Source organism: Mobiluncus mulieris ATCC 35243 (genome assembly GCF_000160615.1).
GTDB lineage: Bacteria > Actinomycetota > Actinomycetes > Actinomycetales > Actinomycetaceae > Mobiluncus > Mobiluncus mulieris.
This window is the reverse complement of record NZ_GG668519.1, coordinates 172,622-197,329: the sequence shown is the minus strand read 5'-3', so window position 1 is coordinate 197,329 and position 24,708 is coordinate 172,622. Positions and strand designations below refer to the sequence as shown.

Annotated in this window: 18 protein-coding genes; 9 read left to right on the top strand and 9 right to left on the bottom strand. The window is 55.6% G+C overall.

The window, feature by feature from the left end; genetic code table 11:
• Window positions 1-201: 201 nt before the first annotated feature.
• Window positions 202-1,071: an exodeoxyribonuclease III gene (locus tag HMPREF0577_RS05875; RefSeq protein WP_004012821.1), complete on the bottom strand. Its 870-nt coding sequence runs from the start codon at window positions 1,069-1,071 to the stop codon at window positions 202-204.
• 47 nt (window positions 1,072-1,118) lie between these two features.
• A complete protein-coding gene (locus HMPREF0577_RS05870) occupies window positions 1,119-1,769 on the bottom strand; it encodes a 2'-5' RNA ligase family protein (RefSeq protein WP_004012820.1) in 651 nt (216 codons plus the stop codon).
• Between the two features lie 87 nt (window positions 1,770-1,856).
• On the opposite strand from HMPREF0577_RS05870, the gene HMPREF0577_RS05865 reads away from it, so the two are divergent.
• From HMPREF0577_RS05865 to HMPREF0577_RS05855, 4 genes are all read left to right on the top strand, one after another.
• Window positions 1,857-3,188: a sugar phosphate nucleotidyltransferase gene (locus HMPREF0577_RS05865; RefSeq protein WP_004012819.1), complete on the top strand. Its 1,332-nt coding sequence runs from the start codon at window positions 1,857-1,859 to the stop codon at window positions 3,186-3,188.
• A 119-nt stretch (window positions 3,189-3,307) separates the two neighbouring features.
• Entirely contained in the window at window positions 3,308-4,033 is a 726-nt protein-coding gene (locus HMPREF0577_RS05860; protein ID WP_004012818.1) for an LOG family protein, read from the top strand.
• An 88-nt stretch (window positions 4,034-4,121) separates the two neighbouring features.
• Window positions 4,122-4,289, top strand: a complete 168-nt coding sequence (locus HMPREF0577_RS10945) for a DUF3117 domain-containing protein (RefSeq protein ID WP_004012817.1) — start codon at window positions 4,122-4,124, stop codon at window positions 4,287-4,289.
• A 105-nt stretch (window positions 4,290-4,394) separates the two neighbouring features.
• A complete protein-coding gene (locus tag HMPREF0577_RS05855) occupies window positions 4,395-4,961 on the top strand; it encodes an O-methyltransferase (protein WP_004012816.1) in 567 nt (188 codons plus the stop codon).
• 45 nt (window positions 4,962-5,006) lie between these two features.
• Here HMPREF0577_RS05855 and HMPREF0577_RS05850 read toward each other — a convergent pair whose 3' ends face one another.
• Window positions 5,007-6,140, bottom strand: a complete 1,134-nt coding sequence (locus tag HMPREF0577_RS05850; protein ID WP_004012815.1) for an Mrp/NBP35 family ATP-binding protein — start codon at window positions 6,138-6,140, stop codon at window positions 5,007-5,009.
• A gap of 97 nt (window positions 6,141-6,237) precedes the next feature.
• Between HMPREF0577_RS05850 and HMPREF0577_RS05845 the strand changes: the two genes are divergently transcribed.
• Window positions 6,238-8,244, top strand: coding sequence for an acyltransferase family protein (locus tag HMPREF0577_RS05845; protein ID WP_004012814.1), 2,007 nt, complete (start codon window positions 6,238-6,240; stop codon window positions 8,242-8,244).
• A gap of 90 nt (window positions 8,245-8,334) precedes the next feature.
• Here the strand turns inward: HMPREF0577_RS05845 and HMPREF0577_RS05840 are convergent, their stop codons facing one another.
• Complete coding sequence (locus HMPREF0577_RS05840) at window positions 8,335-9,843, bottom strand: aminopeptidase P family protein (protein ID WP_004012813.1); 1,509 nt, start codon at window positions 9,841-9,843, stop codon at window positions 8,335-8,337.
• 30 nt (window positions 9,844-9,873) lie between these two features.
• Here HMPREF0577_RS05840 and HMPREF0577_RS05835 point away from each other — a divergent pair, with 30 nt between their 5' ends.
• Complete coding sequence (locus tag HMPREF0577_RS05835; protein WP_004012812.1) at window positions 9,874-10,755, top strand: PHP domain-containing protein; 882 nt, start codon at window positions 9,874-9,876, stop codon at window positions 10,753-10,755.
• Window positions 10,756-10,819: 64 nt separating this feature from the next.
• Here the strand turns inward: HMPREF0577_RS05835 and HMPREF0577_RS05830 are convergent, their stop codons facing one another.
• The 3 genes from HMPREF0577_RS05830 to HMPREF0577_RS05820 form a co-directional block, all read right to left on the bottom strand.
• Window positions 10,820-11,302, bottom strand: coding sequence for a transglycosylase (locus tag HMPREF0577_RS05830; RefSeq protein ID WP_004012811.1), 483 nt, complete (start codon window positions 11,300-11,302; stop codon window positions 10,820-10,822).
• Entirely contained in the window at window positions 11,303-12,874 is a 1,572-nt protein-coding gene (locus HMPREF0577_RS05825) for a DEAD/DEAH box helicase (RefSeq protein ID WP_004012810.1), read from the bottom strand.
• An 84-nt stretch (window positions 12,875-12,958) separates the two neighbouring features.
• Window positions 12,959-15,187, bottom strand: a complete 2,229-nt coding sequence (locus HMPREF0577_RS05820; protein ID WP_004017455.1) for a cell wall-binding repeat-containing protein — start codon at window positions 15,185-15,187, stop codon at window positions 12,959-12,961.
• Between the two features lie 70 nt (window positions 15,188-15,257).
• Between HMPREF0577_RS05820 and HMPREF0577_RS05815 the strand changes: the two genes are divergently transcribed.
• Entirely contained in the window at window positions 15,258-15,881 is a 624-nt protein-coding gene (locus tag HMPREF0577_RS05815) for a ferritin-like fold-containing protein (RefSeq protein WP_004012808.1), read from the top strand.
• A gap of 150 nt (window positions 15,882-16,031) precedes the next feature.
• Here the strand turns inward: HMPREF0577_RS05815 and HMPREF0577_RS05810 are convergent, their stop codons facing one another.
• Window positions 16,032-16,253, bottom strand: coding sequence for a DUF3107 domain-containing protein (locus HMPREF0577_RS05810; RefSeq protein ID WP_004012807.1), 222 nt, complete (start codon window positions 16,251-16,253; stop codon window positions 16,032-16,034).
• Window positions 16,254-16,375: 122 nt separating this feature from the next.
• On the opposite strand from HMPREF0577_RS05810, the gene HMPREF0577_RS05805 reads away from it, so the two are divergent.
• Together HMPREF0577_RS05805 and HMPREF0577_RS05800 are read left to right on the top strand one after the other, a co-directional pair.
• Window positions 16,376-19,909, top strand: coding sequence for a PD-(D/E)XK nuclease family protein (locus HMPREF0577_RS05805; RefSeq protein ID WP_004012806.1), 3,534 nt, complete (start codon window positions 16,376-16,378; stop codon window positions 19,907-19,909).
• On the top strand, window positions 19,902-23,543 hold the full coding sequence (locus HMPREF0577_RS05800; protein WP_004012805.1) for an ATP-dependent helicase: 3,642 nt from the start codon (window positions 19,902-19,904) through the stop codon (window positions 23,541-23,543). The genes HMPREF0577_RS05805 and HMPREF0577_RS05800 overlap by 8 nt, the downstream gene beginning before the upstream one ends.
• Here the strand turns inward: HMPREF0577_RS05800 and HMPREF0577_RS05795 are convergent.
• Window positions 23,512-24,579 carry a phosphotransferase gene (locus tag HMPREF0577_RS05795; protein ID WP_004012804.1) on the bottom strand — a complete coding sequence of 356 codons (1,068 nt, stop codon included), beginning with the start codon at window positions 24,577-24,579 and terminating at the stop codon, window positions 23,512-23,514. The genes HMPREF0577_RS05800 and HMPREF0577_RS05795 overlap by 32 nt on opposite strands.
• Window positions 24,580-24,708: the final 129 nt, after the last annotated feature.

Sequence of the window (24,708 nt, the reverse complement as noted above, 5' to 3'; positions counted from 1 at the left end):
GAAACCCCACATCCCCCCAGGCCAGACCATTATTCCAACCACACTCGCCACCCCGAATGGCGCCTCATGAAGCCGGAAAACAAAAGCGAAGCGGGGATACGCGACACTTTATATCGGGCGCGAAGGGCGCGTTGTCCGTGAGTTGCGCTTGACCAGGTTCGTGGGCAGGGGGGCTTGGAGTTGGTACGCCACCGGGCGTGCTTATATCTGGTACGTGATGCTCAGCGGCGCGTGGTCGGACCAGCGTTCGGCGTAGCTAGGTGCCCGCCAGACTGATACTTCGGCTGCATGAGTTGCCAGCCCGGGCGTGGCCATTTGGTAGTCAATGCGCCAACCGGCATCATTATCGAAAGCCTTGCCACGTTGCGACCACCAGGTGTAGGGGCCCTGTACCTCGCCCAGCAGCGCCCGGGTCACATCCACCGCCGGATGTTTCGCCGTGCCCTCCAAGGAATCGCTCATCCACGTGTCCAGTATCGCGATTTCCTCGTCCATCACGCCGGAGACTTTATTGTGGTTCGGCTTCCAATTCTTAATATCTCTTTCGGTGCGCACAATGTTGAAATCCCCACACACCAAGGCTTGGGCAGCGCCCGCACCGGCCGCGCGAGCCGTTGCGGCCAGTTCCGATAGTCGCTTCGTGGCTCGCTCCAGGTAAGCAAGTTTCTGTTCCTGCTTTTCCGACCCCAGTTCCCCGGAATGTAAATAGGCGCTGACCAGGGTCAACGACCCGCCACCGGGCAGTGAAACCTCCGCTTCCAACCAGCGTCCCGAATCCACATCCGGTTCTCCGGACTCGTCATAGAGCGCTGCGGGCAAACCTTCCCGAGTGCCCCCTAATGAAAACGCCGAATCACGACGCGCCACCAAGGCGACCCCCGCGCGCCCTTTTATCCGGCATGGCCACACCCGCACGTCGAAAGCTGACCCAAACAGAGTCACGGTATCCTCGACAGTGGCGCGAACCTCTTGCAAGCAATACAACTCCGAATCGTCATTCGCCAGCCAATCCCCGAAACCCTTACGGAAAGCGGCACGTACCCCGTTCACATTAACCGTGGTGATCTTCATATATTCCTTTCAATACTGTCGGACTATAACGCGGCCAAGCCACGAAACTAGGCACTATTCCTGGGAATTTCAGGGTTTGTGACGCTCCCCGGAATAATCTGTCCTTGCGCGTCAAGAGCAGCGATTCCATCCGCCAGTGGAATCTCGGCGGTGCGAATCGCTCCGCCCAGCTGCAGTACGGTGACCGGTTTAATCTCTTCGGGCTCCACCAAGTCCAAGTCGATTCCTTCTACCATGAAATATCCGTGCGAGCGACGACACAGCCGGGCAACGTAATCCAAATCCGCATCGGTCACATTCGTGCCCAGCGTAATATGGGGATAATAAGGGAAACGCGCCTCGCCGGCGAGTGGCCCGAAACGCAGCCGTTTCGCCAACTCTTTGCAGGTCTCGAAACCGCGTTGCACCTCGATATACACCACGGGGGACACCGGACGAAAGTCCCCGATATTGCCGAAACTAATTACGAAAGGCGAAAAATCGGCGCATAGCCGCTCGGCCTCGGCGCGTACCAACGGCACATCTTCGGGATTCACCGGGCGCGGCTCCACAATAGTAATATGCGGGGGAACGCCGTGGGTCTTGGTTATTTTCGCCAATTCTGAGGCATAAGGCTCCGGCAGGGGGATAATCATTCCCAAATACACCTGGCCGGGTTCACGCGGGGCTAGATACATGACTCCCAGCATACCCGCCATCGTGGCGTTTGCGGGTATAACTGGCAATTTTTGGTGACATCGGGCAGCCAGTCGAGTCGGTGGTGAGAGCCAGACTATGATTTTTCTATGGATTTTCATGCTTTAGTGCCCGCCGGGGGAGCGGGGCGGCGGTTGTGGCCGGTTTCCACGGCGGCACGTCCGAAGTTTTTGTTGTCCCTTGATGCGGCCGCAGATGGGGTGGGTTCACGCGGGGTTGGTTTGGGTGCGGACGTGGCGGCGGGTGCCCCGGCTTCACGAGGTGCCATTGGGGATGTTGGCGGCGCGTCGGTTTCTGAGGCTACTTTAAATGTGGGTTCATTAGGTGCCAGCCGGAAATACTCCTTGGCGCAAAACACCGCCCGGCGGCTCGCGCCTCTGGCGGCGAGCCTGACCTGGGTGACCGGCGCGGCTCACGCCCCGGCGTTGCAAGCCCAAATCGAAGCCCTTGGGCTGGCGATTCCCAGCCGGTTCCTGGTAGAGCCCGAGGCACGCGATTCCCTGGCCGCGATTGGGCTGGGCGTGGCCGTGGTAGAAGAAGCGTATGGAACCGCGGTGGTGGGTTCCTTTGCGGCCGACCACCATTTGGGGAATGCGCCGGCTTTCGCCCGCGCTTTGCGCGCGGCCAAAGCCGGAGCCGAGGCCGGGAAACTCGCCACAATTGGTATCACTCCGACCGAAGCAGCCACCGGATATGGATATATCGAAATCGGCGACAAAGCGCCGGGAAACCCGGGATGGCACCTCGTGAAACGGTTTCACGAAAAACCCGACGCCACCACCGCCCGAGCCTACCTGGAAACCGGACGTTACCTGTGGAATGCCGGCATGTTCGTGTTTCGCACCGACATGTTTTTCGAGGCCTTGGAACGCGAGGCGCCCGGCGCACCGGCCGCTCTGCGCGCCCTGGCGGCGGCGGGGGAAACCCTTGATTCTGAGGCACAATTAGCATTGTGGCGACAGGTGCCGCGTGCCCCGATTGATACGGTGTTGGCCGAGCCCCTGGCGCGCTGCGGGGCGGTCGCGGTCGCGCCCGCCCCGGCGGACATTGACTGGTCGGATATCGGGGATTGGGCAGCCATCTATGACCTTTACGCCGGTATTGCCGCCGACAATACCGGAGATTCAGCGGGCGGAATCCAACAAAAAACGGACATAAAGCCCGCCGGGGATTCAGAAACTCCCGCTGGGCGGAATTCGGAAAATGCCGGAAACTCCGGCTATCCCCTCGTGAATCTGACCCCGGAAACCCCTGCGACCGCCGTGGCCGCTCCCGGAGCCTTAGTGCGTGCCCCGGGACTGGCCGGCATAGCGATAGTGGGCATCCCCGGGGCGGTGGTAATCGAGGAAAACGGTCGACTGTTGGTGACTACGCGGGAACATGCCCAAGACGTGAAAGCCGCCAGCCTCGCCGCTGAATAATGGCCCGAGTGCGACGCTGCAGACTGACCTGGTGCTGCCGCAAAACTGACTCAAGTGTGATTCGTAAGCCTAAACCCATGTAATATTGCTATGTTACAAAACAGTAAAGGAAATCGTTTATGAGAACCGTTATGAACCGCCGCGCTGCCCGGGATCGAGCCAAACGTGAACTGGCTGACCAGCAGCTGCTGCGCCCCAACCTTGACGCGGACTGGACGAATGGAGACCCGTGGCGGGTGTTGCGCATCATGGGAGAATTCGTCGATGGCTTTGAATCCCTGGCCGACATTGGTAAAAAAGCCGTCACTGTATTCGGCTCGGCGCGGGTACAACCCGGCAGTGAGTTCTATCAGTTAGGTGAGGAAGTCGGCAAGGCTTTTGCCGAGGCTGGCTACGCCGTGATTACCGGTGGGGGGCCGGGTTTGATGGAAGCTGCCTCTAAGGGTGCCCACGAAAATGGGGGATTCTCGGTTGGCTTGGGCATCGAACTGCCCCACGAACAGGGCATGAACCAGTACGTCGACTTAGGCGTGGAATTCCGGTATTTTTTTGTGCGTAAAACCATGTTTGTGAAATACGCCCAGGCTTTCGTGGTATTGCCCGGTGGTTTCGGGACACTTGACGAGCTCTTCGAGGCCATCACCTTGGTGCAAACCCATAAAATCAAGCAATTCCCCATCGTTTTGGTGGGCAAGGATTACTGGAGTGGGCTGCTGGGGTGGGTTCGAGATGGTCTGGTGGCACAGGGCATGGTCGACCTAGAGGAAACCGGGATTATCCAAGTTGTAGACACCGCCGCCGAGGCTCAGCGGATTGTAGTGGAAAACACGGCTCATCTTGGTTAAGGCTTCGCTTAAAAGCGGTTGTGCCTCTCCAAAAGTCCCAGAGTTCTATATAATTAGAGCACGACCGTTTTTTGGAAAAGAGGCATCGATGGCAGCCATGAAACCCCGTACGGGGGACGGACCCTTGGAAGTTACAAAAGAACCCCGCTGTAATGTGATGCGTATTCCCGCTGATGGTGGGGGGCGTCTGGTGATAGAGCTTAATGACCAGGAAGTCACGCAGCTGGCGAAGGAACTGGAAAAATTTGTAAAGTAGACTTCGCCCACATCATCCCAATCAAAGGAGCCTATTATTTCCGCTGATAAGACGCTTAGCTGGTCATACGCCGAGGATTTTTTACTTGAATCGGAGAATATCGCGGTGGCGCGCGCCCGGGGTGAAGAACTTGGTGCAACTCCAGTTTCCCCCGCGACCGGGGCGGCGTTGCGGATGCTGGCGGGAGCGACCGGGGCGAAGTCGGTAATCGAGGTAGGTACCGGGGCGGGGGTTTCTACTCTGTGGACGCTGGCGGGGATGCCGACAGAGGGTGTGTTGACCACCATTGACTCGGAGGCACAGATTCACCAGATTGCCCGCGAGCTGCTCAGTCGTTCGGGGGTGCCCCTGACGAGGGTGCGGATGATTACCGGTCGGGCGTTGCAAGTGTTGCCGCGCATGAGTCGCGGGGTCTATGACATGGCGATTATCGATGCCGACCCCCAGGAAACCCAGGCTTATGTCGATTTGCTGCTAGAGGCGCTGCGTCCGGGGGGCGTGCTGGTGGTGCCTCACGCCCTGTGGCGGGATTCGGTGGCTGACCCGGCGCGCCGTGAACCCGACACCGTGGCGCTGCGCGAGGTGCTGCGGGCAATCCGCGAATCCGACTCCTGGATCGAAAACCTGCTGACCTGCGGGGATGGGCTGTTGGTGGCCATCAAGAACCGCTAGTCGCTTCGTCTTGAGTATTTATCCCCTAGCACCTCATGAACCGGCCTATTTCACCATTAGGTTCAGGCGGTGCCCCTTCAGAGACTGGGAACGGGTCTTTAGTTCCGTCGCGATACCGCGCAAAGCCGCCCCGGCCAGCGAAGAACCGTCCTTGGCATCGGGGGAAAGTACGATTGGTGTGCCCGAATCGCTGGCTTCACGATAGGCCTGTTCCATGGGAATCTGACCCAGCAAAGGCACCGGGTAACCCAGCAAGGTCGCCAAGCGCCTGGCCACGGTTTCGCCCCCGCCGCTGCCGAAAATCTCCATGCGGGTGCCATCGGGTCCTTGCAGGTAACTCATGTTCTCAATTACCCCCGCGACCTTTTGGTTGGTGACGCTGCCAATCGAACCCGCGCGTTCCGCGACCTCGGCAGCGGCCTGTTGCGGGGTGGTCACCACGATAATCTCGGCGGTGGGCAGCAACTGTCCCACCGAAATCGCCACGTCGCCAGTCCCGGGCGGCAAATCCAGCAACAGCACATCCAAATCCCCCCAATAGGTCTCAGAGAGGAACTGTTCCAAGGCGCGATGCAGCATCGGGCCGCGCCACACCACCGGCTGTCCGTCGGGCACAAACATGCCCATCGAGATGGCTTTCACCCCGTGCGCCACCGGGGGCATCATCATGTTTCCCACCGGGGTGGGTTGGGCATCGCCAATCCCCAACATGCGCGGGATGGAAAACCCGTAAATATCGCAATCCAACACACCCACTTGCAAGCCCAAATCGGCCAGTGCCACCGCCAGATTCGCGGTGATAGACGACTTCCCGACCCCGCCCTTACCGGAGGTAATCGCATAAACCCGGGTCAGGTTGCCTGGCTGTGAGAAAGGAATCACGGGACGCTCACCCATCAAACGTTCCTTCAAAGCCCCGCGCTCGGCTTCCGACATGCCCCTCATGATGACGTTAACGCTGGTGACCCCGTCAACCGCCGCCAGCGCCGCATAAACATCACGCTCTATCTGGCTTTGCATCGGGCAACCCGCAATGGTCAAGGCAATCTCAACCTCGACCGCGCCGTCGGCATCGACAGAAATATTGCGCACCATGTCCAGATCGGTGATAGGACGATTAATCTCGGGATCCTTGACTTTTTCCAGTACTTTTCTTAGTTCATCAGTAGTAACGGCCATGGGTTCAATGCTATATTCTTATTCAGAAAAATACCGAACCGAGACTAGGCTGGAATCCTAGGCTTCAGGTTTTACTCGCGGAAAGGGAAGTTCGGCTTTGGTTTTGGGCTCAGAGAAAAAAACGCAGAAACCCGCCGTTAAACGTGATACTACCAGCGAAAACGCCTCCAAGCCGCGCTACTATCTGCGTGGTTTAGACGGGCTTAGAGCGCTGGCGGCACTGGCGGTTTTGGTCTACCACGTTGCCCCCAACTGGATGCCCGGCGGGTTCATGGGGGTGGATGTATTTTTTGTGCTTTCGGGTTTCCTAATTACCGCGATGCTTACTCAGGAGCGGCGTTTGACTGGGAAAATCCGGGTGCGCAGTTTTTGGGTGCGGCGCCTGCGCCGTCTCTTCCCGGCCGTAACTCTTACGGTACTGATTACGGTGCCTATAGCCGCTTTGGTGAATCGGGATTACTTGGTGGGAATTGCCCGGCAGGTCTTGGGTTCCCTGACTTTTACCTACAACTGGCTCAACGTGATATTTGCGCAGTCTTACTTCGACCGAGCCAACCCCCAGTTCCTGTCCAATATGTGGACTTTAGCGGTGGAACAGCAGTTCTACCTGGTGTGGCCGCTGGTGCTGCTGGGAGCATTCCTGTTACCGAACCGCCACCGCTGGGTGGTGCCAGTGTTGCTCGCGGCGGCCTCAGTAGCAGAAATGGCCATCTTGCAAGCTCTCGGCGGGAATCTAACCCGCATCTACGAGGGTACCGACACCCATGCTTTCGGGCTGATGCTGGGCGCGATGCTAGCCTTGCTGTTCCCCTCGGCTCTGGAAAACACACCGCACTACTTGGATAACGCGACGGTGCGAATCCGGGGATTGGCCGCCTGGCTGGGCACGATTGGAGTAATCGCTAGCTTCCTGACCTTGCACGACACGGACAATTTTACCTATCCCTGGGGTGTGTTTGCGGTCAGCTTCCTGACGGTGGGGATTATCCAAACCTGTATGGAGGAAATCTCTGGGGTCAGTGGGCCGGGACAAGTCTTGGTGGAATTCCTCAGTTGGCGCCCCCTGGTGTGGCTGGGGGTGCGTTCCTATTCCCTATACCTGTGGCACTGGCCGGTTTACCTAATTGTGATGGGAATCGCCCCCGATTTGCCCCAATGGCAGGCTTTGACGGTTATCACCGTGGTGGCGATACTTGCCGCGCACCTGTCGTATACCTTTGTGGAACAGCCCATGAGGCGCCAGGGAATCCTTGTAACCCTCCGGGCGTGGCGTCCGGTTCGCCTCAAAAAATGGCAGCCGGTGCAACAGCTGCTGGCAGCCGTGGCGGTATTGGCGCTGGCGGTGGCTCCATTAGGTGCTGCTTTGGTGGTGGCTCCCGCTAAAACCAGCGCGGCTATCCTGGTGGAAAAAGGCCAGGACTTCATGAAAAAACATCCTGCTTTACCCGCGAAAACCCCGGGTAAAGCGGGGGACAAAGCCCAGCAACCAGCGGATAAATCCCCGGCGGACACTACCCCGAATCCCGGGCATCCCACCCCTGGAGAAAAGGCTTCGAGGATGCCGGCACCTCATGAAACCGAGGTGAAAAACACCCCCAGCCCCACCCCGACACCTATAGACGGCAGCCAAGTCGACGTAATCGGGGATTCAGTTACCCTGGCATCGGTACCGAAACTGGCCGCGAAACTGCCGGGAATCAACGTGAACGCCGAAGTTTCCCGCTCCAGCATCGCGGGTTTTTCGATTATGCGCGCTATGCGAGACCAAGGCACGCTGCGCCCCTACCTGGTGTTTGCGCTGGCCACGAACTCTACCTTCCGCGTCCAAGACGGACAAAACCTCTTGAGCGAATTGCCGCCCACCACGAAAATCGTGTTCGTCACTGGCTTCGGTAAGCCTTCCCAGCAATGGATTCAGATTTCCAACCAGACCATGTATTCCTTGGCGGGCGAGTATCCTGACCGGGTAAAGGTTGCGCCCTGGGATCGGGCGATTGCGCCACATCCGGAGTTATTGGCCAGCGATTCGGTACACCCCCAACCGGCAGGCCAAGATATATACACCCAGTTGATTTACGACGCGTTGCAACAGTTTGCCCACTAAGTCACATTGGTGGGGTAATGGCCGGTTCATGAGGTGCGTGCCCTGACGGCGGGCTAAACCGCGGAATCTCGCCCGGCCTACTAACCCGGCCTAACCCAGGAGTCCCTGCACCCAGGCTTCCACCGCATCCGTGTCGCGCGCAATCCCCTCGGAGAGTCGTTCACAGGAGCCGTCTTCGCGCACCAGGATGTCGTCCTCGATGCGCACTGAAATCCCGCGATATTCCTCGGGGACAGCCAGGTCGTCCTTACGGAAATACAGCCCCGGCTCAATCGTGAAAATCATGCCCGGCTCTAGCTTGGCTTCGGTATACATTTCGCGACGCGCCTGGGCACAATCGTGTACATCCAAGCCCAGGTGATGCGAAGTACCGTGTACCATCCACCGACGGTGATACTGTCCGTTTGACTCTAGGGATTCTTCCCAAGACACCGGCAGGAAACCCCATTCATCCAGGCGTTTCGCGATGACTTCCATGGCAGCCTCGTGCACCTCAGCAAAAATACATCCCGGTTGGTTGGCGCGTTCGAAAGCCGCGTCGGCAGCGTCCAACACGGCCTGATAGATGCGACGTTGCACCGGGGTGAAGTGCCCGTTTATTGGCATGGTACGGGTGATATCAGCGGTATAGAGCGAGTCGAGCTCCACCCCGGCATCCATCAAAATCACGTCCCCATCACGCACCACCCCGTCGTTGACAATCCAATGCAAGGTGGCGGCGTGCTCGCCGGAAGCTGCAATCGTGTCGTATCCCAGTCCGTTGCCCAGTTCCCGGGCGCGCGCCCCGAAGGCACCTTCGATAACCCGTTCACCCCGGAAATGGGCACAAGCCCGAGGGAAGGAACGAATTGCCTGTTCAAAGCCTTCCTTGGTGGCAGCGATGGCACGTCGCATCTGGTCGATTTCCCACGAGTCTTTACGCAGACGCAGCTCTGAAAGGGCTTCTTCCAGTTTTTCGTCCAGTTTCGCAGCCGACTCGGGGTCTTGTCCCGCTTTTTGGCGTATCTGGTTCACCAAGTCGGTGGTTTCTGTATCAGAGGTCGCTACCAACGCGAAGTCTACCTCGCCCGCGTTTTTGGCCAAGGCCTCGGGGAGGGCATCGAGAGGCTCACAGTGAATGCCACTCATGCGCTCGAATTCTTCCAGGCTGGGGCGCACTCCGACCCATAGCTCCCCGTAACGCGCATTGGCATAGAATTCTTCGGATTGGCGTGAGGCGCGGGGACGGAAGTAGATCGTGGCGGTATGGGTGGTCTCGCCATCAGCAGGGTCTTTAGTCGCGGGATCCAACACCAACACGGCATTGGGCTGTCGGTCGGTTCCCAGCCCAGTCAAATGCGCAAAAGCCGAGTGCGGGCGGAAACGGTAGTCACAGTCGTTGTTCCGTGTCACCAGGGCACCGGCGGGAATTACCAGGCGTATTCCCGCGAACTGTTTCCCCAGTTTTTCGCGTCGTGCCGAAGCGAAAGGCACGGCTTCGCTGCGCTCATACCCATCGGTGGGACGCGCCCCCCAGTTTGCCCCCATGAATTTCTTAAATTCGGGGGATTTGGGTTGGCGAGAACGGTTCTTAGAGCGGGTTTCTTTCTGATTCGACATGTTTCTATCTTACGTCGCTAGACTAGGGTTATGGAGCTGCATATCGACCCCCATGTGCATTCCGCGCTATCTGACGGCACGGATGCCCCCCGCGACCTGTTGCTTAGGGCGCGCGAGGTTGGTTTGGATGTGGTGGGTGCCGTGGATCACGATACTTTTGACCACTGGGCATCGTTTCATGAGGCGCATGCCGAGTTACTGGCTGCTGGCGCCAATCCACCGGCGGTGCTTTTGGGTTCCGAGATTTCGACCTCAGTGGGGTTACAGCCCGTCCACCTGCTGGTGTATCTGCCTGACCCGAGTCGTGGACATTTGCGCGCCGTGCTGCAAAATGTGCACGACGAGCGGCTAGTGCGCCTGCAACGCATGGTGGAAAACATTAGCACTGATTATCCGATTACCTGGGCAGAGGTCATCGCCGAGGTGCCCGGCTTAACCCCAGGGCGCCCGCATTTGGGGGATGCCTTGGTGAAAAAGGGGTATTTCGCGACCCGATCCGAGGCTTTCGATCGGGTGCTTGGCCCGCATTCCCCGTATTACGTGTCTCGCCCGGTGGTGGACACCTTCGAGGTAGTGGCGGCCGGGCTAGCGGATGGGGGAGTGCCGGTAATCGCCCATCCTTTTGCTGCTAAACGCGGCAAAAGGCCGTTGCAAGCCGATACGGTACGCGACTTGGCGCGAGCCGGGGTGGCGGGCATTGAGGTTTATCACCGCGAACTCGGCGCGGCACCACGTGACCTGGCGCTGGGCTTGGCCGAGGAACTGGGACTGTTTGTCTCGGGGGGCTCGGATTATCACGGGCGGGGCAAACCTAACGTGTTGGGAGAGAACCTGATGCCGTCGTCAAGCTTAGAGCCCATTTTGCAGCGGGGTGCTACCCCGCTGTTAGGAGAGCTGCCAACCCGAAACTAAACCCCGGAAAAATTCGGAAAACGCCCGAAGCAGAGCGAAATCCACATGGAACCTAACTCTGGAACTAGCTGCTTTCCGAGTTGGAACTCGCGACGGTATCGTCTGTGTCTTTTCCGGGCAGGGGCACCGGCTGCATTTCGGGCGGTGCCTCGGCAGTTTGCGACGGTGTTTCGAGGGTATTTTCCGGTTCCTCGGGGGGCTTACGAATCAAAGCATTCAACCCGGTTCCCACAATACCGGCAATTCCGATGCCGACAATAAAAGCCCAAATCACATTGGATTCACCGTCTTGACCGAAATCGGGAAACACAAAGAATTTCACCAGTCCGGCAATTAAAGCGCCCACAAAGCTCAACAGGTACAACGACCCGGGCTCGCGGTGCAGCAAACCGCGTATCAAGGCAATTACTCCCCCCCAGAAACCGGCCGTCAACAGGATAGCCCCAATCATTTGGGTGGTGTCCTCGGGACTTAACATAGCGAGAATTCCCAGGGCGATAATGCCACCAAACACAACCCCTTCAAAGGGGGTGAGATAATCTATCATTTAGTCTTCCCCTTGGTGACTTCTGCGGATACGCTTGCGTTTGCGATGTTTTTTCGCCTCGCCTTTCTTAGAGCATTCTTTCGCTCCATCCTTTTTACCAGAATCTTTAGCGCGGTGGGACGACTTAGCATTCTTATCCGTGGGACGTTTTCGATTCTTGTGATGATCGCGGTTCTTGTGACGGTGTCCATTTCGGCTGGCACCTAATGAATCCCCACCCAAATCCTCTAGCGCTTCGGCATTCAACCCCGCGCGTTTTCGTAGCGATCGAGGCAGATATCCGGGAGTATCAATAGGAATATTTAGGTCAGCATATAGATGCGCCGAAGTGTGATAGGTTTCGGTGGGATTTTCCAATCCTAGTTCCAACGCCCGGTTAATCACGCGCCACCTAGTGACACTCTCCCAGTCCACAAAAGTAACTGCTGTTCCGGAATGCCCGGCTCGGGCGGTGCGACCAATACGGTGAATATAGGTTTTCTCGTCCTCGGGGCATTCAAAGTTAATCACGTGGGTTACATCGTCTACGTCAATTCCGCGCGCCGCCACATCGGTAGCTACCAACACATCTACCTTGCCGTGGCGAAATGCCCGCAGCGCCCGTTCCCGGGCACTTTGATTCAAATCCCCGTGAATCGCGCCCGCCGCGAAACCCCGATTCGTCAACTCATCGGCCAAGCGTTGGCAACTGCGCTTGGTGCGAGTGAAAATAATCGTCAAACCCCGGTTTTTCGCCTGCAAGATACGCGCTACGACTTCTTCTTTGTTCATGGAATGCACCCGATAAGCAAACTGGTGCACCTGGCGAACTGTCTTGGAATCATCAGAAGGGTCAGCGGCGCGAATATGTGTGGGCTGATACATGTAGCGTCTGGCCAGAGCCACCACTGGACCTGGCATTGTGGCCGAAAACAGCATGGTGTGGCGTTCCGGTGGGGTGGCGGCTATCAGAACCTCTACATCAGGTAGGAACCCCATATCGAGCATTTCGTCAGCCTCGTCCAAAACCAGGGTGCGAACTTCTTTCAACTGTAGTTCGCCGTGTTTCATCAGGTCAATCAGGCGTCCGGGGGTGCCCACCACAACTTCTACCCCGTCTTTGAGGGATTGAATCTGGGAGTCGAAACCAACCCCACCGTATATTTCGAGGATGCGCGCTACCCGGTGAGAGGCTGCGGCGCGAATCTCGGCTGCGACTTGTTTGGCAAGTTCACGGGTAGGCAGCAATACCAGGGCTTGCGGTGCCCCCGGAGAGGGCAGTTCATCCCAGCCTTCATCACCAGGTCCAATAATGTCGTGCAAAATTGGAATCGCGAAACCCAGGGTTTTGCCCGTACCGGTTTTGGCTTGACCGATAATATCGTGACGCTCAATTGCTACCGGCAGGGTCAAAGCCTGGATGGGAAAGGGGTGAATGATGCCTTTATCCGCCAGGGCGGCCACAATTTCAGGTTCCACCCCGAAATCGGAAAAAGTCTTGTCCTGGTTGGCGTTCAGGTCGTTTACCCCGGTAATATCCGCGTCAACTTCTTGGTTTGGTTGGGGATACTCCAGGTCGGTTTCGCTGTTCACGTATGCTTCCTCCCTATCTGTTGCTCAGGCTTATTCTACCAAGGCACGTGCGGCTAGAGATTAGCGGAGGCGAAATAACGCGGCTTAGAAATCGGTGACGGTCTCGTTAACCACGTCTGGCCATTCTTTGGTCGCTTCGAGATTAGACTCACACACCGCGTTTTGTCCGCCCAAAGCCGTAATTTGGAAGGCGCGCAACGTGGACAAAACTTTGAGTACTTCGGGTTGTAGTGGTTTACATTCCGGGGGAACCAACAGTATAGAGCCGTTTTGTAGTTTGGTTCCCGCTACGGCATCCGCAAATACGTCACCGCGCGCTAGGTACACCCGATTGGTGGGGTGCAGCCGCGAGGATTCCAAGGCTATTTCGAGTGAGGTTTCGTATCGGTCAGCGCCGGCCAGGCGGGTTGCGGGTCGTCCAATCGCAATGTTTTGTAACACTTTCTCTGGCACCGCTCTCGACCCTCCCAAGGCAACTATGCGTTTCACCTGCAGGTCAGCAGCCAGTTGGCGGATTGTGGCGATAGTGGGAACCGAAGAATTCACCAGCGTAATCGGCCCATCCGGCAGGGTTGCCCCGGTCAAAGCATCGGGGCTGGCTTTGCCTTGAGGCGTGTAGGCCTGGGCGAGATAAAGCGAGTTTGCGCCGTTTCCGACCCTCCGGGCTATCATCAGAGAGGTTTGGATGCGGTTACTGCCCCCCAAACGGGTGGCTTTGCGTCCCGAGGCTATCGCAAAGAGTTTTTGGTTCGAAACGGCTTTGGTTCCCCCCAGGGCGACGACTTCGCTGGGGTTCAGTGTGTTTACTACTTGCGTGACGATGGGTGGTATGGCAGTTTCATGAGGCGACAATAACAACACGGGGCCATCTTTCAGAGAGCCACCCACCAGGGCATCAACCAAGAGGTCGCTACGTGCCAGATAGACCTTTGTAGCTTTATATGGCATTTCCAAAGCAATTCGGGCTGCGGTTTCAATTCGATTCGCTCCGGCCAGCCGTGAGGTTGTTAAATCTGGAATCAGGGGGTGAGCATCCTTGAAGTTCGGTACCCCGTCGCTATCCGCATCCCCTTGCGGGTCGGCCGGCCAGGAAGAATTGAACAGCTTTACGTTATAAGACACGTCGGCGGGCTGTGGCATACATCCTGAGGCGGTTTGTATCCCCGAAATCTTGACCCGATATTCCGACTGGTCATAAAACTGCGGAATCTCCAGGTGTGACAGCGGGATTTTGAACAAAACCGTGTCATATCCGGCGTATTCCCAAGGGGTTTTATTGACATCCGATCCAGGTTCCTCGCGATGGATGACTTCTAGGGGAACCGCGTTTCCTTTCGGGTCAGTGACACTGACTGTGGCTTGTCGTAAATCCGCACACTGGGCGGAAAAAGACCAGCGGGAGATGTCTTCTTTGGCGCCGGTGGGCAGTAAACGAGTGGGGAAGAACCCCGGGCTGGGCCAGGCGAGATGCTTGGGCGTGACGGCGTTTTGGCGCCACAGGGACGGAGACAGGGGACGTTTTGCCGTCCGATAGCTTTCATCAAAGAGCTGAATCGAAGATGCGCAAGGCCCCGAAGTACCAATGGAGACAGCGCCGATAGTGGTATAAGCCTGTTGTGGTGCGAAAAGCTCCAGGCGGTGTCCCAGGTTGTCGTTTACGTTATCGAGGGAGGCCTCGGTGATATAGCGCAAGATTTCGGTGGCAGGGGTAACAATCCCGTCGAGTCTAGCGATAACTCCCGCCCCGGAAGCTAGTTGCACGTCGGGGGTGACGCAGGTGGCACCCTTAACCGCGCCCGGATTCGAGGAGGCCACCGGCCCGATGGCGGCAGTGAGAGCTGCCGCCTGCGCTGGCTGTGCCGCCGGGGAGTCAGCATGAATTTGAACGGGTTCCAATCCGTTCAAAGCTCGCGTATAGTTCCATATCCCCAACATTCGATTGGTAGCCTCTGGGTTGGGGCTTCCCGGGGTGCAAGTGGAAATCACGGTGTTTTGTGAGAAGGGCACGGTTTGGTTTGTAGCTGTCCAGATGCGCTCAAAATCGTTGCGAGCAGTGGTTTCGCTGCGGTCATGAGGTGGGGTAATCTCGAAGGTTTTTGGGGCTGGGGTAGCGCTGGGCTGGGGGCTGTACGAAGGGCCTTGGGTGGCTTTAATACTTGTGTTTACGGCGTTTTGAGAAATGGCACCTAATGAAACTGGAGTTAAAGTAACCCCCAACCCCACAGAAATCCCCGCCGCCAAAGTGAGGCGTGCCCAGCGCCAACCCGAAACCCAGCGTAGCCGGGAATTCACACGAACCGAGGTATCTTTCATCTTTTCATCTTCCGATTTTACAGAGCCTTTGTCAGTGAGTTCACCTCATTGATTGGACTAGAATAGCAGTATGGATAACACTTCTGCCTCTCGAGACAATCTTTTGGGTCTGGTGGCGTTCGCGCGGATAACGGCTTATGCCCGTCTGGCTCGCGATGTTTCCCAAACCACAAACTTCACTGACCAGCTCACTTTGGCGCGAATGGGCGTGTCCTTTGTGACGGCGATTGATGACCTCGAGGCCTTCGCGACCCGCCGCAGCCTGGACTTGGCGGTGTTAACTCAGCCTTTCGTGGGTTTCTTTGACGATATGGAGGCGCGTACCCGTCCGCGAGACTGGTGGGAGCGCATGGTAAAAAGCTATGTGTTCGTTGGGGTTTTAGTGGATTTAGAGTCGATTGTAGGCGAGGATGCCGGGGCGGATTTGGCCGGAATCCTGGGGGTAACGGGAGCGACCGGGCATGCGCCGTGGGTGCGTTCGCGCCTTTCCGGGGCGATTAGTGAAGATCCTACTTTGGCGGCGCGCCTCTCTATGTGGGGGCGGCGAGTCGCGGGTGAAACTTTGGCTGGGGTAAAGAATCTGCTCGAGGCTTATCCGGATTTGATTCCCCCGCAGCGCGATGTGCGTGAAATCGCGGACAAAATCACGACTTCGCATTCTAGGCGCATGCAGGATTTGGGGTTGACTTATTAGTTCGGCTCGGCTTGGTTGGTCGCGTCGTTGGTTTCGGCTTCATGAGGTGTGAGCCGCATTTTTAGCGTAAACGGGGATTGCTCCGACGCGAGTCAACTGGGCTTGTCCGGTGGCGGAGTTGTCTATTGTCGGGCATCCCGGCCGTTTGATTTACAGGGCGAAACCGATGCGGTTTTGATGCTCGGGCGAGAATTCTACGTAGGCAATATCCGCGCCACTGACCAGGGTGTGTGCCCCACGTTTGTCAACTAGGTCAATGGTTTCCTGGGTTTTGATAGCCGAGGTGAGTTGAGCTTTGAGTTCTTCGGAGTTGGTGTCCAAATCCAAAGCAAGTTCCCGGGAGACGTTTTTAATCCCAATCTTGATTTCCATGTCCGTCCTTTACTGGTTTTTATCTCTCTAAGTATTCTATGGTTTTCGTTGCGACCATGCGAAATTACTTGGGTGTAACGAAGGGAAATTTTGGGGTACAACCCTCTTGTACAGTGTTAGGTATGAATGATAGAGCTGAAGTTTTGAATGCTGCTGAGCTGCTGTTAGCCGCCGCGTTGGGCGGTGAAATTCAGCAATTTCGCCCTGTGCTTGAAGGAGTCGCCCGGGGTGAACACGTTGTTGTGTCGGGGTTACCGGCTAGTGGGAAAACCACCCTGCTGGCTGTGTTGTTGAATTGCTGGGAGGAATCCCTGGCCTTGACCGGCAGCGGGGCCCAGGCCAAAGCGTTGGCTCGACGTGCCTTTGATTTGCGTCTAGACAACGCGGTAGTGGGGGACAGTCGTTCTTTCGCCAGCGCGGTCTGGGGTTTTTTCAACGAGATGCGCCGGGCGGCGGATTGCAGCGAAGTGCGTTTACTCTCGGACGCGGAAGTTTTGGCCTGGATGGATCCGTGGTTGGAATCCAATGTTCCCGGTGGATTTGCGGCTGCTGTCGGTACGCAAGGTTTTCGGCAAAACCTGCTCGATGGGCTTTACCGGGTGCGCTGTGTCGAGAAACAACGCACTTTGGGGGCATTACACCCCTGGGTACGCGGGATTTTGGGTAAACTGCGCCAACAGGTCAAGACCAGCCAGAGCCAGGGTGGGAAAAACCCGTGGGAGCTGGATGCCGGCAGTCTTTACGAAGAATATTTACAGGCTCTCGAGGCCGGGAAACATGTGGCACAGCCGAGCCTAGTACTTTTGGATGATTGGCAAAATGCCAATGGGCTAATGCAAGAAATTGTTTGTCAATGGGCGGCTACCGGAACCCAAGTTGTGGCGGTGGGATTGGCGGATTTGTCTTGTAACGAGTATCGCGGGGGCGAGCCCCAGGCTTTGCAGCAGTTGGCACAGCGGTTGCAAGCCAATCTCTCGGGACGTAAAGTTAGGCAAAAAATGCTGACCGAAACCTATGCCAACGACCGGCTGGAGTCTTTTTGGCGTGATACAGTTAACACTTTTGGGGTTAGTACTACGCTCGACTTGTGGAAGCCGCTGGGTGAGGCTCACCCGGTGTCCCAGGAAAAGCCGTCAGCGGAGGACGGTTTGTCGGGTGTGCATCTCATAGAGGCCGCGAACGATGCTCGCCAATACCGATTTATCGGACGGTTTTTACAAGAAGTACACCTGTTTTCCGACCCCTCAGTGCCGTATTCGCAGATGGCGGTGTTGGTCAATTCGAAGGCGGTAGGGCACTCGGTTTGCCAGCAGCTCAAGTCCTTGGGTGTTCCGGCGTCTTTGTCCGAAGCTACTTCCCAGATAAACGAAGGGAGGTTCAGCGCTTGGCTGTTGCGACTTTTGAAACTGGCTTGCGCGAAAACCTGGGATTTTACGGATTTCTTGATAACGGATTTCTTACAATCCGAGTTCTTTGGTTGGGGGTCGGCGAGACTGCGGCAACTGGATGATGCGCTGAAAGACTTGGCATACCCCATGCCACGACAATCCGATTTTTCGCAAGCCGCAGATTTTGAGTCCGCCATCTCCGCTTGGGAAATGAATACCAATAAACTCGGAATTCTGCCGTGGGTAAAGGAATTCTGGGAGGATTTACTGGCATCTCGACCCTTCCACAATCAAGACCTCGAGACGGTTTTCGCCCTGGGCGATGCCAAGAGGCTGGCGGAGCTCTACGAAGTGTTGATCAAGGTGCAGGATTTGTGGCAAAAGGACAGCGGCAATGTCCAGATGATGCTGTGGGTTTTATGGGATGGTCTAGGACGGGGCGAAGAATTACGGGAACTAACTTTCACATCAGAGTTGGATTCGATAGTTCGTGATCAGCTCAACTTAGAGCTGGACTTGGTTATGGACTTGTTCAAGGCCGCTGACTGGTATGAACAGCGTTATCCGGGGGGCGATGCCGCCGTGTTCGCGAAAAAAATGCTTGACCGTAGCCTGCCTACTGTTAGCGTGGCTCCCCACCATCAAAGTACCGATGCAGTAACTATCACCACTCCCATCGGGGCAGCTTCTAGACACTGGAAAGTGGTGGCGGTGGCGGGTCTGAATGACGGCGCCTGGCCGAGCCGTAGCTGGCCGGGGGACTTATTAGGTACCTCTATGTTTGACTTGAGCCGTGACGATACCGGAACAGATTGTGCGAATCTGGAAGTGATAAAAGCGGGATTCCAATGGTCATTCCATGCTGATTTGCGACGCTTCCTGGCAGCCATTACCCGCGCCACTGAAACCTTGGTATTGGGAACCACGACTGGTGATTTCGAGAGTCCTTCGCCCTTGGTACTTCGTCTAGCGGATAATCCCGCGATAGTTGTTCATAAAGATGTGGTTGGTTTTACTCCCAAACCAGAGGGGACAGAAAACAGCGGTGCGGGGACGGCTAGCTTTGCTCTGTTGGATAATCCTCCCAGTAATCTGCGTGACATGGTTGCTCGATTGCGAATATTGACCATGCTTAGCGACGCACAGGTTCAAATGTTAGGAGTGGGCAGTGCTGAACAGAGTGAGGCTGCGAGTCTTTTAGCTTGGTTGGGTAACGCTCCTGGTTCCGCCGCCCGGGCGGCGAACCCGGAAAACTGGATGGGAATATTACGGCCCACCGTTGTGGAACCCGCAGTTTCTGCCGGGGAAACTACCGTTGAGAATAAACCAGTGTTCCGAATTCGCGCTTCAGGGATGGAAAGTCTGTTAAATAATCCTTTTGATACCGAAATGTCTCGCTTGGGATATGAAGATGAACGAGAGGAAGAATATAATGCAGCAATTATTGGTACTTTGATTCATAAAGTAGCCGAAGAAATGGGTCGAAGACATTGGTATGGCAGTAGCTGTGATGATAAAGTGGATAAGCTTAAACGCGAAGAAATTTGCGAGGAAACTGCGGGTTTGATGGAAAAACTCCTGGAAGGGAGTCGGGCAGAAAACTGGATGTTTATTAATTTTGAACGTCGTTTAAACTACCTCTTGAAAAGGATGAATGAATTCCTTTACGACCACCAAGTTCCTTCTTTATTTGAGTGTGGTTACCGTATGACAATCCCGGACAGTAATAATCTGGGACAAATCTCTTACACGGCTCGTATTGACCGGGTGCTATTTACCGAGAGTGGAATTGTCTTAGCCGACTATAAAACTGGGAGTTTAGGTAACTATACCAAGCCTAAGGTGGCGAATAACCTGCAGCTATTGCTTTACCAGAAGGCTTTTAATGAGGGTCGGCCGATAGGCGGTGCCCCGCAGGGACTCGTTGCTGATGCCGCCTGGATTGTGGGGCTAAGAGGGGATAAGACTACGGTTGTAGCTCAAGGTAGTCTAGCTGATGAGCTGACGGTGGTGAAAATAGCCAAACCTTTTACCGCACAACACCGTCTTTTGTTACAAGATTCCCAAACTTGGATAGAGAAAAAGCGTCGTGGGGAAACGGATTTTGGACTTGGGGACCCAGAGGGGACAACCTTGGCAGAGTTCTTGCAAGATCGAGTGAACTTGGCAGTTGCGGCTTTAGCGGGGCGGCAATTGGTACAAAGACAAGAAAGCGGGAGTTTTTTCAAGGCGAACACCCTACCTGTGGAGGTGGAATACTATGCGTAAAACCAGTATCGAAATATTGAATCCGGAGCATTTAGCGCTGCTGACCAAAGCGTTTCCCCCAACTGAGGAACAGGAACAGGTTATTAAGGCACCCCTTGAGCCGCTGTTGGTGGTTGCTGGGGCGGGCAGCGGAAAAACCGAGACCATTGCGAATCGCCTGGTTTACTGGGTGGTAAACGGGGCGATTTCCCCCCAAAGCGTCCTAGGACTGACCTTTACCAAGAAAGCCACTGCTGAAATGGGGCAGCGTTTCGCTTTGCGCCTAGATAACCTGGCACAAAATCTGGAAAAGTTTGTAGCCAGCCCATCGCGTTTTGAAGTCGAGATGTGTCGTCAGCTGAAGGGGGACTGGCAGTGGCGAGACGACTCAAAGATTCACGGTTTCATTCGGAGCTTGACTGCTGGGCTACATGCTTTGCGGGAATCCGGGATGACTTCTCGGATACTGCGCAGTGGGGTAGAAGTTTCCACTTATGATGCCTTAGCCTCCAAAGTGCTGACAGAGTTCGGGGTGCTGGCCGGTAGAGATTCCGGCTACCAAACCATCACTGATGGCACTCGGTTTCAAATTATGTCTCAGATTTTAGAAACCTGGGTTTCTAATCTCTCCTATCGAGAAGAGGAAGGTGCCTCGGTAGGGAACTTTATTGAGGGACTGCTGCACCTGGCGGGGGATGTCAATGCGCATGTGGTGGACTTGAACACTATGAAAAAGCTCTATGCGGACTTCCTCGCGACGGCGCAGCGCGAGTTATTAGCCTCCCAAAAGCTAGACGAAGCACTGGAGCCCTTGAAAGCAGCCAAAAAAGCCGCTAAAGCAGCCAATGATAAACAGCGAGAAAAGGCGCTTGGCGCAGAGATAACAAATCTGGATTTGCCTTTGACCAGCCAAGCCAAAAAGGACTTGGAACGAACTGTAGAAGTAATGCGCTTCGGGGTGGATGCAGTGGAAGTGATTCGGGCGTTCAATACCCGCAAAGCCCAACTGCGGTTTGCCGATTTTTCCGATCAGACCCGGGAAGTAGTGGAATTGTTGAAAAAAGTCGCGAACATTTCTCAAAGCTACCAGCAGCGATACCAGTTGGTGTTGCTTGATGAGTTCCAAGACACGTCGGTTGCGCAGTTAAAATACCTCTCCGCGCTGTTTAGGAATCACGCGGTGACAGCGGTGGGGGATCCTAACCAGGCCATTTATGCCTGGCGGGGGGCCTCGGCCGCCTCGATAGAGGAATTTCCCAAGTATTTTTCCGATAATCCCTCGAAGGTCGCGTCCTTGACACTGCGAACCTCGTGGAGGAATGACGCCGCCATCTTGAACGTAGCGAATTGCATTGCTTCTGAAATCGCTGAACAAAACCGGACAGAGGGCAAAAACGAAAACTTCATTATGCCCGATTTATCCCTGCGTCCCGGAGCTAGTCCAGATTTAGGTCGTGTCTATGGGGCTCCATTCCTCACCGACACCGACGAAGCCCAGGCAGTGGCAAATTTCCTTGAAAATTGGCGTAAAGACCTGGAGCAAGCTGTAGAGAAAACCGCTGCCTGGCAGGCCGCAGGCCGAGTGGGACAACCTCCTAGTCTCCCTACAGCTGCGGTGCTGTGCCGCAAGAAAAGCATTATGCTACCCATTTTGCGCGAATTGTCGCGTCGGGGAATTCCCTTCCAGCTACAAGCCAGGGAAAGTGCCTTACTGGATCCGGGAGTGGTTTTGGTACGTGCGGCACTAAACGTAGTGGTGAATCCGCAAAACTCAGGAAGCCTGTTGCTGTTGCTCAATCGCTTCCGTTTATCGCGCGAAGATCTCGAGGCTATCAGTAAAGCGGCCGGCAGAACCGTACTACCCTTCCAAGAAGTGATGAAAAGCCAGATAGGTGCCAGCGTCTCTCAGCCCGGGCGAGAAAGACTCGCTATACTTCGGGAAATCATCGCCAAACTTGAAAAGCATGTCTCCTATGCCACCCCCCTACAAATGGCTAAACTAGCCGCGAAACTGTTGGGTCTGGATATAGAACAGCGGATTCCAGGAACCCCTTACCAGGAAGAAGCCTTCACGATATTTTTGTCGATTATTGAAGACTTCGAACGCAGCGGACAAGCCACCTTGCGGGCATTTTTGGAGTGGTTGGACGTGGCTGAGAGTGAAGAAAAGGAAGTGGGGCAGTTCCAGGAGGCAGTCGACACCAAAAAAGTTCAGGTCATTACGGTACATGCGGCTAAGGGACTGGAATGGGATTACGTGGCGGTTCCCGGCTTGTCCGAGGGAAACTTTCCAGATAATCGCACCGAAATCTGGCTTAAAAACTACTTTGTTTTGCCCTACCCTCTGCGTGGGGACCGGGACAGTCTACCTCAATATGAGATAAACCTCAGACAACTCGGGGAAAAAGACCGTTCCCGCAAGTTTTTAGAGCAATACGATGGGGTGCGGACTCTGCACCACCTCAAAGAAGAAGCCAATCTTGCTTATGTGGCTTTCACTCGGGCTAAAAGCCACTTGTTCCTCTCTATGAGCTGGTTCAAGGGTTGCAATGTCAACACTGCGAAACCGGGGGCTTTCTTCCGGGTTTTGCTTGGTGAAGACGCGAAATTGTTCTGCATGGAAAAGCCGAATAAAGGCATGACACTCGTGAATTCTCAAGAGTTTATGCACCTGCCTGACTGGTTGGGGGATATAAATCCCTGCTTTACGGAGCCAGAGGAAGCTAACCCGAATGTTCAGGAATTCGAAGCGGGACTGTGGCAGGCTCCTTCCTGGCTGGATTTGCCTCCAGAGTCCATTCGACCCGAAACATTTCCCTGGGACGTGGCCGGGCTGCAACGCTCCTACCAAATGGTTACGGTGGCGGCAGAAAATCCCCCGGATTCTCAGGCACTCGAATCGGCCATTCCTGGCAGTTTGAGCTGGCGAGTATGGAAACTGTATAACGCGCCCCGTCCACGCTTAGATTCGAGCACGCTACTGCGTCAAATCGCCGCCACCTCCGTGGTGAAGCTCGACGAGTCAAGTGATGACTTTATGCTACAAAAGCTGCGTCCGCTGCCGCTTCCACCCTCACCTGCGGCGCGGCTGGGGATAATCATGCACGCCTGGATTGCCCAGCAGTTGGGACAGCCCACCTTGGACATTCCCGACGGGAGTGAAGCCACTTTGGATGCTGATTCCCGCCTGAAACTGGATTGTTACCGTCAGACTTGGGAAAACCTCCAATTCCTAAAGGGGAAAGCCGTTATGGATATAGAGCACAGTGGCAGTCTCGTCGTGGGGGAAGGCACCGAGGGATTCGAGGTTCCCCTGCGTATCGACGCGGTTTTCCAAGAGCGTAGCTGCGGCACCACCTGGATTGTAGATTGGAAAACCGCGTCGCATCCACATCCCCCCCAATACGAGAGGTATTTGCACCAGTTGGGAATCTATCGGTTGTATTGGTTGCAAACTCACCCGGAACTCGACTCGCAAGACATCCAATGTGCCTACGTGTATTTGAAAGAAGGTGAAACCGAGCATCAAGTGTTGACCCTAGAGAGTATCCTCGAACACCTGAAAATGCCAGACTATACCCCTGAGTACCTTTATAAACTACTCAAACGTGGTGAAACCGAAGCTACGGAGTTTCTGTCTCAGAAGAATTTGTAGTGGGTGCGTCCTTGGAACCATCAAGTTCAATTGTGTCCGTGTCGGCATCAAATAGTGGCTTTCCGGTCAGCGATAAGTCCCCATCCAAACGTTCCAATTGCTCTTCCATCAGCTCTTGGGCGTCGGCAATAATCGCGGGGTTTTCCTGTGATACTCCCCAGTTGAGCCAGTCCACCAAGGCTAGCTCGTTATACAGCTCGCTGCGCTGTCGCAGGAAAGAATCTGCGCCTTCGGCACGACCCAAGTGATAGGCATCAAAAATTGAGTCCACAGTTTGCTCCGATAACTCGGTCAACAGCCAAGCCAGGTCTTTAGCGGGATCATCTACACAGACCTCGGAGAAATCCGATATCCCTAGCACTCGGGAATCGGCCACTAGAACCGTTTGCGCCTCTAGGGAACCGTGGACAAAAGTGGGATGAAAGCGCCACCAGGCATCTTCATCTAAAGCTTGCTCCCACCGAGCTTGCAGGGTTGGGGGTACCAAGCCGGTTGAAACCGCAGTCGAGAGCTTTTCACGCAGTTTGTCGCGAATTTCCGCTACGGTAAAGCTAGGTAACCCGGAATGAGGCACTATGCTGGCAGGCACCTCATGCAACATGGCGATAGCCCTACCGAGACTGCGAGCCATGTCGGAATTAGCGCCGATATCGCCAAACTCCAAGGGATTACCGGGAAGCATTCGGTAAACTATCGCCTGCAATGAGATTACCTCTGGGGGGACAATCCCGCCAGCATCCCCGCGTGAAATATGACCATTGGTACGTCCCACCGGGCGGGGAACCTCGAATGTAATCCGATGCGCGTCGTGATAGTTAGCGAGCATAGCAAGAATTTTTTCTTGTTTTTCCAGCGATTCCTTTCCCGTGTCACTGAGCGAAGCTAACACCATCCAGCGGCTAGATTCGTGGTCAAGTACTCCCGTCCAGGCGAAATCCTCATCATCCCCGGTGGGAGGACACAAGCCCTCAACCTCCAAATCCGGGCAAGCCACAGTAGCGAGGGCAGCCAAAGTCAGAAACAGATTCTCGCTCATTCTCCAAGTCTAACCAAGACACGGCGGATATGGTATGGGCGACGGGGCTGACCAATGAATCATTCCGGAAAAACTCTCTTTAAACTTGTGTCGAGCGAAATTTGGCAAAAGGTGGCAACACTACTGGAT

Coding starts and splice junctions, on each gene's coding strand:
- HMPREF0577_RS05810 (WP_004012807.1), bottom strand. CDS start 16,253: ATGGAAATCAAGATTGGGATTAAAAACGTCTCCCGGGAACTTGCTTTG.
- HMPREF0577_RS10945 (WP_004012817.1), top strand. CDS start 4,122: ATGGCAGCCATGAAACCCCGTACGGGGGACGGACCCTTGGAAGTTACA.
- HMPREF0577_RS05835 (WP_004012812.1), top strand. CDS start 9,874: ATGGAGCTGCATATCGACCCCCATGTGCATTCCGCGCTATCTGACGGC.
- HMPREF0577_RS05870 (WP_004012820.1), bottom strand. CDS start 1,769: ATGGCGGGTATGCTGGGAGTCATGTATCTAGCCCCGCGTGAACCCGGC.
- HMPREF0577_RS05860 (WP_004012818.1), top strand. CDS start 3,308: ATGAGAACCGTTATGAACCGCCGCGCTGCCCGGGATCGAGCCAAACGT.
- HMPREF0577_RS05830 (WP_004012811.1), bottom strand. CDS start 11,302: ATGATAGATTATCTCACCCCCTTTGAAGGGGTTGTGTTTGGTGGCATT.
- HMPREF0577_RS05840 (WP_004012813.1), bottom strand. CDS start 9,843: ATGTCGAATCAGAAAGAAACCCGCTCTAAGAACCGTTCTCGCCAACCC.
- HMPREF0577_RS05805 (WP_004012806.1), top strand. CDS start 16,376: ATGAATGATAGAGCTGAAGTTTTGAATGCTGCTGAGCTGCTGTTAGCC.
- HMPREF0577_RS05815 (WP_004012808.1), top strand. CDS start 15,258: ATGGATAACACTTCTGCCTCTCGAGACAATCTTTTGGGTCTGGTGGCG.
- HMPREF0577_RS05820 (WP_004017455.1), bottom strand. CDS start 15,187: ATGAAAGATACCTCGGTTCGTGTGAATTCCCGGCTACGCTGGGTTTCG.
- HMPREF0577_RS05800 (WP_004012805.1), top strand. CDS start 19,902: ATGCGTAAAACCAGTATCGAAATATTGAATCCGGAGCATTTAGCGCTG.
- HMPREF0577_RS05875 (WP_004012821.1), bottom strand. CDS start 1,071: ATGAAGATCACCACGGTTAATGTGAACGGGGTACGTGCCGCTTTCCGT.
- HMPREF0577_RS05850 (WP_004012815.1), bottom strand. CDS start 6,140: ATGGCCGTTACTACTGATGAACTAAGAAAAGTACTGGAAAAAGTCAAG.
- HMPREF0577_RS05795 (WP_004012804.1), bottom strand. CDS start 24,579: ATGAGCGAGAATCTGTTTCTGACTTTGGCTGCCCTCGCTACTGTGGCT.
- HMPREF0577_RS05865 (WP_004012819.1), top strand. CDS start 1,857: ATGGATTTTCATGCTTTAGTGCCCGCCGGGGGAGCGGGGCGGCGGTTG.